The sequence below is a fragment of the Paenibacillus terrae genome (genome assembly GCF_005217525.1).
Lineage (GTDB): Bacteria > Bacillota > Bacilli > Paenibacillales > Paenibacillaceae > Paenibacillus > Paenibacillus terrae_C.
Window position 1 is genome coordinate 143233 of sequence record NZ_PNXQ01000009.1, and the last position, 7115, is coordinate 150347.

Consider the following 7115-nt stretch of genomic DNA (forward strand, 5'->3'; position numbering starts at 1 on the left):
GCATTATGAAAAAGGCGATGATTGAACATTCCAGCTATTTGACCGAAGGACGTGACAAAGGGCATGCGCATGGCTCTGCACTGGCCTACGACGCGCAGGTACCGGGATTAAACTCGGATATCACGGAGACGATTGACCTGATGTTCCTTGGCAAGCAGGATGCGGCGGCAACGATTGAGAAGCTGAATCAGATCATATCCAAGGCGGTCAAGTAGGCACGGAATAAGGCCGTGACCGGGGAGGAAGGTGACAAGATGCAGAAAAAGCATCAAGCGCTATGGGGCTATCTATTCATTAGCCCCCAGTTTCTGGGCCTGCTATGTTTTTCGCTATTGCCGTTGCTATATGCGTTTTATTTGAGCTTTGTGAATTGGGACGGCTTTGGCGTGCCTTTGTTTGTCGGCTTGGACAATTTCAGGGGCCAGCTATCTGATCCTGATTTTTGGAAGGCACTTTTCAATACGATGTACTATATGGTGCTGGTGATTCCGGCAGGGATTGTATTGGCTCTGCTCGTGGGGATTGTCCTGAACAAAGTGAAGGGCAAGGAAATATACCGTTTGTTCTTTTTCATGCCTGTTGTGACCAGCTCGGTATCGGTCGGGGTCATCTGGATGTGGATACTGAACGGCGAATTTGGCATTTTAAATCATCTGCTGCGAGCGATTGGGATTACAGGCCCGATGTGGCTTACGGATACGCAATGGGTAATTCCATCGATTGCGCTTTTGAGCATATGGCTGGGGCTGGGATATAATATGGTCATTTTTCTGGCAGGACTACAGGGCATCTCCAAAAGCTATTACGAGGCAGCGGAGATTGACGGAGCCAGCAAGCTTCAGCAGCTAAGGTATATTACCCTGCCGCTATTGTCACCAACGACCTTTTTTGTCACCATCATGATGGTCATTAGCTCTTTTCAGGTGTTCGATCAGGCGTTCGTCATGACGAACGGGGGGCCAGCCAAGGCAAGCTATACGCTTGTGTACCATATTTACGATCAGGCATTCATTGATTTTACGATGGGGGAAAGTGCTGCGGCAGCAATGATTTTGTTCGCAATTATTCTTGTCTTTACCCTGCTGCAATTTAAAATGCAAAAGAGGTGGGTGCACTATGGAGATTAGGCAAAACAGCAGGGATTTCCTGCGCCATGTGCTGCTCGCTGTCGGCTCTCTGATGATGTTTTTTCCCTTCCTGTGGACGGTTCTCAGTTCTCTGAAGGATATTTCGCAAATTTTTGTCGTCCCGCCCCAATGGATTCCCGATCCGTTTGTATGGAGTAATTATCCGGCTTCACTGGAGGCTATGCCCTTCGTACAGGCGTATATGAACAGCTTTTATATTACGGTCATTATCGTGACAGCGACGCTGATTAGCGCGTCCATGGCGGCGTATGCTTTTGCCAAAATCCGCTTTCCGGGGTCGAATGTCCTGTTTATCCTGTTCCTTGCTACGATGATGGTGCCCAAGCAGGTAACGATGATCCCGCTGTATTTGGTGATGGACCGCATCGGGTGGCTGGATACGCATTGGTCGCTGATTGTACCCGGAGCGTTGTTTAACGCGTTTGCGGTGTTCCTGCTGCGCCAGTTCGTGATGGGGATTCCGCGCGATCTGGAGGAAGCGGCGGTCATGGACGGGGCGGGGTACATTCGTATTTACTGGAGTGTCATTCTGCCACTGATTCGCCCAGCGTTAGCCGCGATTGGGATTTTCACCTTTTTGGGCGCCTGGAACAGCTTTCTCGATCCGCTGATTTACCTCAATACACCAGAGAAATTCACGGTTCCACTGCTGCTCAACAATTTTAAAGGGCTGTATACCGCGGATTGGTCGCTGATGATGGCGGGTACTACCATTTCCGTCGTTCCGGTGCTGCTCGTCTATATGATTGCTCAGAAGCAAATTATCGAAGGCATAACCTTGACGGGCATCAAGGGGTAGGGGCGTCTCCCTGCTCCTTTTTCTGTTCTTTTCGATACTGTAACGGGGTATACCCGGTGCATTGCTTGAACACACGGCCAAAATGGGCAATGCTGTCAAAGCCCGTTTTTTCAGCGATCGCTGTCACTTTCCAGCTCGTTTCACTCAAATACGCCCGGGCCTGTTGGACTCGAACATCCAGAAGATATTCAACCAGGGTGAAGCCTGTCGTCTGTTTGAAAATACGACACAAATACGTGCTGCTGATATAAAAATGCCTTGCCAGTTGATCCAGAGTCAGCCTCTCCGCATAGTGGGCATGCAGGTATTCGATGACCGCATACACTCGCTGCTGCTTCTCGCTGCGTTCCGGCGCAATGGTGTCGGGGGTGGAGGATTGTATGCGGCCGATTCGGATAAGCAGTTGGAGCAGCAAGCTTTGGAGATACATATGGCGGTATGCATGATCTTGATGATACTCATCCAGCATTTGCTGGAACAGATGCTCCAGCTCGCACTGTTCCTCCGCCGAAGGGCGAAGCAAAAAGCTTTTCTCCGGCAGGAGGGGCTGCTTCTGACCCCCGTAAGGCACGGTGTTTGTTAATGTGGAGACAAATTGCTCATCAAAGTTGATCAAAATTCGTTCATGACTACCGCTGCCTTTATTACTCGTACGGTGGAAATCATGCTTGCTGATCCAAATCAGATCGCCCTTCTGTAGAGCGTATACCCGCTGATTAATGTAATAGTAGCGCTCTCCTGCCAGCAGATAATAGATTTCATGTGCTTGGTGAACATGGTCGGCGGACATACTGAACGGCTCCGTCCGTAGCGCTTGCTCGATGGCAAAACGGGGTGTGGCGATCACATCAACGGTCTCCTTTACGAGAGAATTCAAGAGGATAATATATGTATACTTTAAGGATAAATTCACAATAAATGCGAAGAATTCGCTCTTTCTTATACTATAAAATAAAAGTAATTCATGCAAAGGGTGTGAGCCAATTGGCTAAAATCAAATATGCACTTGTGGGTACTGGAGGAAGAGCCGAATTTTTTTACGGTGAAGTTGTTACCGTTTTCAAGGATACTTCGGAGCTGATCGCGTTCTGTGACGTCAATCAGACTAGAATGGACTATGCCAATCGGTTGTTGCAGGAGAAATATGAGCACAAGCCGATTCCAACCTATAAAGCTCATGAATTTGAACGAATGATCGCAGAAACACAACCCGATATCGTGATCGTCACGACCATTGACCGTGTCCATCATCAGTATATTATCCGGGCGATGGAGCTGGGTTGTGATGTTATTTCCGAGAAGCCGATGACGGTGGATGAGGACAAATGTCAAGATATTCTAGATGCCATAGATCGCACGGGACGGAAGCTGCGTGTCACCTTTAACTATCGTTATGCGCCCCATAATACGAAAATACGCGAGGTGATTATGGACGGGTCGCTTGGTGATATCTTGTCGGTCAATTTCGAATGGCTGCTGAACACACAGCATGGTGCGGATTATTTCCGTCGCTGGCACCGGGATAAGCGCAACAGTGGCGGTCTGCTGGTGCATAAATCGACGCATCATTTCGATCTAATGAACTTTTGGCTCGGCTCAAAGCCGGAAACGGTGTATGCGATGGGCGATCTGAAATTTTATGGCCGGGAAAATGCGGAACAGCGTGGTGTGACTGAGTTCTATCAACGGGCTTACGGCAGCAAGGCAGCGGAAAATGACCCGTTTGCGCTGCATCTGGACCGTAACGAGCACCTGAAAAGCATGTATTTGGATGCCGAGCATGAGGATGGCTATGTGCGGGATCAAAGCGTATTTGGCGACAATATTAGCATTGAGGACACGCTTAGTGTCATGGTGAAGTACAAGAACAAGACAGTCATGAACTACTCGCTGAATGCTTACATGCCTTGGGAGGGATTTATCATCGTGTTCAACGGCACCAAGGGTCGGATGGAGGTACGGGTATCCGAGCAATCCTACGTTAATTCCGGAGGCAGTAAGGCAGACGAGGGGGCGTTAAAAGAAAAAACCATTACGATCTATCCCCACTTTGCAGCACCTTATGAGGTGGAGGTAGAGGAAGGCGTGGGTGGTCATGGCGGTGGTGATCCGGTCATGCTGCGGGATATTTTTGATCAGCCGGCAGATGATCGGTTTCATCGCGCAGCCTCGCATATAGATGGAGCTTGGTCTATTTTAACGGGCATTGCCGCCAATCGCTCCATCCGTACGGGCCAGCCAGTGAAGGTGGAGGAACTGGTTCATTTGTAAAGACGGGCAACCACTAAAATAACCAAGAAGCCCCCCTGTTTATCTTATGAACAGAGGGGCTTCTTGGTATTTTGCTGTCAGCGGCGGCAGAGTTTCTGTTAGCTGTCGTAGGGTACTTATTTCATTATTGATCAGCAGTCAGTTCACGGGCTCCCAGTTGTTGTACAGGACGATGGTTATCGGGAAAAATAGTAGCAAACCGGCTGATTTGGTCTGCCGACATTTCAATGGGTTTTTCCAGTACTGTCCAGTTCACATGCTCTGTGCAAGGCGGAGTGGTCAGAGATCCGTTATAGCGAATCGAGTGCAGATCCTTCGGCAGAAGAGTAGCGAGATTCAGTTCTCCCTCCGGAGCCTCTTCCTGAGAAACATCTTTTGGCAGTTTGGACCAAATACGGCTGAAAGCCTTATTCTCCTTGCCGCCTTGAATGAGTACGCCTAAGACGGCGGTGCTGCCGTTGTCACTTTGATGAACAAAATGAAGCTCCATATCGGCATTTTTACCATCTATTTGGTGTTCACTGGGATGATGAAAGTGAAACTGCTTTAAAGTGAATTTGGTACCGTCCAGTACAATATAATTACTGGGGTTGGCTGCATTGATTTGAACGGTGTGTCCATTATTCAGAATGGATACTTTCGTATTGGTGTAGTGAACCTGTATCGGCTGCTGCGTTTGCGAGGCTTCCATTCGAGTATGTTCTATGTTGACAGGGGATTGTTCGAGGCCAGTACCACAAGCGGCGAAATCCTTTTCCAACTCTCCCCAATGTTCCGGTCCCTCCTCTCCTTCATAGGACCAGTGTGTTTTCTGAACAACCGCATGGGCGGCGCTACCAGTCGGTGAAGACGAAGTATTCGTAGATTTGGAAGTGGCGGGCTGAGCATTACATCCAGTTGCCGACACAACCAGGAAAATAGCAAACATGCTGGACAAGCAAACTCTCCAGTTTTTTTTCATTGTGCATGATCCTTCTTCCCAAAGTAGAGTGTGTGAAACTTTTTACATTGTAAATTATTGTACAAAGTTATCAAGGGTACAAGGACTTAGGAAGAAGGAATGGGTGTACTCTTTTTTTACAGCTTATTCAGAATGTTATCCTCCAGTACAACGGATTTATCCCCGTACTCCTTAATAATATGCTTTTCTCCCCAGGCGCACAGAGAATCCAAAATGCTCTTCAGACTACATCCATATTCACTAAGCTCGTACTCCACTTTGGGAGGCACCTGATTGTAGCTAATTCGATTGACGATGCCGTCTTCCTCTAATTCCCGAAGCTGCTGCGTCAGCATTTTTTGTGTAATCGAAGGCATGATGCGTTTCAATTCGCTTGTCCGCATTTTCCCATGTGTCAAATGACACAGGATCACACACTTCCACTTCCCACCGATCACCTCTAAAGTCGCCTCAACCGAGATGTTGTATTTTTTCTGACCCAATGTCGATCCCTCCGTGTGCTTTACTTTTGGTTTAGGGTACTTTTTGGTACCTATATCACTAAAAAGTACGTACTGTTCATAATTGTTTGAATAACTCATAATAACATCTGCTGGTCGAAGATTTCTATAGATTAGGAGTGAAAGACATGTCGTCAGACTCAAAACGAAATATTTGGCCATTACTGGCTTTAGCCGTAAGCGCCTTTGCCATTGGGACAACCGAGTTCATCAGCGTGGGGCTGCTTCCCCTGATCGCTGAGGACTTGCACATATCCGTAACCATGTCTGCCTTAACCGTTACTTTGTACGCATTAGGGGTAACCATCGGAGCGCCGGTCCTGACCTCGTTAACATCAAGTGTTCCCCGTAAAACGCTGCTGCTGTGGATCATGATTGTATTTATTGCAGGCAACAGCCTCGCTGCGTTCTCCGGTGGAATTGTCATGCTGCTGATTGCGCGCGTGATCTCGGCGTTCTCCCATGGGGTGTTCATGTCCATTGGCTCCACTATCGCAGCCGACCTTGTACCCAATGACCGCCGAGCTAGTGCCATTTCCATTATGTTCTCCGGGCTAACCGTAGCCACGGTCACGGGTGTACCCTTGGGAACCTTTATCGGACAGCAATGGGGCTGGCGAGCGGCCTTCATGGCGATTGTGATCGTCGGTGTGGTGGCACTCATTGCGAATCTGATTTTGCTGCCGTCCACTCTGCGAAAGGGGAACAGAACCCCTTTCCGCGAGCAAGTCAAACTGGTTACCAATGGCCGCTTGCTGCTTGCATTTATCATTACAGCCTTGGGGTATGGAGGCACGTTTGTGGTGTTTACTTATTTATCTCCATTGCTTCACGACATAACCGGATTTAAGCAAAGTACGGTAACGTTTATTCTTTTGCTGTATGGAATTGCGATTGCTATTGGGAATGTTATGGGTGGAAAAGCTGCAAACCGCAAGCCGCTTTCAGCTTTATTTTACATGTTTTTGATTCAAGCGATTGTCCTGCTCGTCCTGCTGTTCACTGCTCCTTTTAAAACCGCCGGACTGATTACGATCTTTTTTATGGGATTGCTTGCGTTCATGAACGTGCCCGGCCTACAGGTATATGTGGTGATGTTGGCTGAACGTTTTGCCCCCAAAGCTGTAGATGTCGCTTCCGCCGTCAATATCGCTGCTTTCAACGCGGGAATTGCGATTGGAGCATACGTGGGTGGAAGGGTGACTGATTCCTTGGGTCTTATTCATACGACCTGGATCGGGGCGATTATGGTTTTCGCTGCGGTTCTACTTACAGGCTGGAGTCGCACGCTAGAAAAAAGGGATACAATCACCGCTATAGGTTCACAATCTTAAAAAATGCAGAGAGGAAGATAAACAATGACTCAAAACTTACAAAGCACAACAACATTGCATAACGGAGTTCACATGCCTTGGTTCGGAATCGGGGTATTTAAG

At 48.2% G+C, this 7115-nt stretch carries 7 protein-coding genes and 2 pseudogenes; 6 read left to right on the forward strand and 3 right to left on the reverse strand.

Annotated features, from left to right (window positions below; translation table 11 throughout):
- The 3 genes and pseudogenes from C1I60_RS25435 to C1I60_RS08180 all read left to right on the forward strand — a co-directional run.
- Positions 1-215, forward strand: a pseudogene (locus C1I60_RS25435) (ABC transporter substrate-binding protein); the annotation flags it as partial.
- 39 nt (positions 216-254) lie between these two features.
- Positions 255-1127 carry a carbohydrate ABC transporter permease gene (locus tag C1I60_RS08175; RefSeq protein ID WP_137061277.1) on the forward strand — a complete coding sequence of 291 codons (873 nt, stop codon included), beginning with the start codon at positions 255-257 and terminating at the stop codon, positions 1125-1127.
- Positions 1117-1947, forward strand: a complete 831-nt coding sequence (locus C1I60_RS08180) for a carbohydrate ABC transporter permease (RefSeq protein ID WP_137061278.1) — start codon at positions 1117-1119, stop codon at positions 1945-1947. The genes C1I60_RS08175 and C1I60_RS08180 overlap by 11 nt, the downstream gene beginning before the upstream one ends.
- On the opposite strand, the gene C1I60_RS08185 is transcribed toward C1I60_RS08180, so the two are convergent.
- Positions 1937-2794, reverse strand: a complete 858-nt coding sequence (locus tag C1I60_RS08185; protein ID WP_137061279.1) for a helix-turn-helix transcriptional regulator — start codon at positions 2792-2794, stop codon at positions 1937-1939. The two genes, C1I60_RS08180 and C1I60_RS08185, sit on opposite strands and share 11 nt — an antisense overlap.
- A gap of 137 nt (positions 2795-2931) precedes the next feature.
- Between C1I60_RS08185 and C1I60_RS08190 the strand changes: the two genes are divergently transcribed.
- The gene (locus C1I60_RS08190) at positions 2932-4218 is read left to right on the forward strand and encodes a Gfo/Idh/MocA family protein (RefSeq protein WP_137061280.1); all 1287 of its coding nucleotides are present in this window, start codon (positions 2932-2934) and stop codon (positions 4216-4218) included.
- A 124-nt stretch (positions 4219-4342) separates the two neighbouring features.
- Here the strand turns inward: C1I60_RS08190 and C1I60_RS08195 are convergent, their stop codons facing one another.
- Both C1I60_RS08195 and C1I60_RS08200 read right to left on the reverse strand, forming a co-directional pair.
- Positions 4343-5179, reverse strand: coding sequence for a carbonic anhydrase (locus C1I60_RS08195; RefSeq protein ID WP_137061281.1), 837 nt, complete (start codon positions 5177-5179; stop codon positions 4343-4345).
- 116 nt (positions 5180-5295) lie between these two features.
- Complete coding sequence (locus C1I60_RS08200; protein ID WP_137061282.1) at positions 5296-5661, reverse strand: winged helix-turn-helix transcriptional regulator; 366 nt, start codon at positions 5659-5661, stop codon at positions 5296-5298.
- Between the two features lie 146 nt (positions 5662-5807).
- On the opposite strand from C1I60_RS08200, the gene C1I60_RS08205 reads away from it, so the two are divergent.
- Together C1I60_RS08205 and C1I60_RS25440 are read left to right on the forward strand one after the other, a co-directional pair.
- Positions 5808-7013: an MFS transporter gene (locus C1I60_RS08205; RefSeq protein ID WP_137061283.1), complete on the forward strand. Its 1206-nt coding sequence runs from the start codon at positions 5808-5810 to the stop codon at positions 7011-7013.
- 24 nt (positions 7014-7037) lie between these two features.
- A pseudogene (locus tag C1I60_RS25440) lies at positions 7038-7115 on the forward strand (aldo/keto reductase); the annotation flags it as partial.

What these genes read in the sequence shown, in the direction of transcription:
- C1I60_RS08195 (WP_137061281.1), bottom strand. Translation starts at nt 5,179, where the DNA reads ATGAAAAAAAACTGGAGAGTTTGCTTGTCCAGCATGTTTGCTATTTTC.
- C1I60_RS08175 (WP_137061277.1), top strand. Translation starts at nt 255, where the DNA reads ATGCAGAAAAAGCATCAAGCGCTATGGGGCTATCTATTCATTAGCCCC.
- C1I60_RS08205 (WP_137061283.1), top strand. Translation starts at nt 5,808, where the DNA reads ATGTCGTCAGACTCAAAACGAAATATTTGGCCATTACTGGCTTTAGCC.
- C1I60_RS08180 (WP_137061278.1), top strand. Translation starts at nt 1,117, where the DNA reads ATGGAGATTAGGCAAAACAGCAGGGATTTCCTGCGCCATGTGCTGCTC.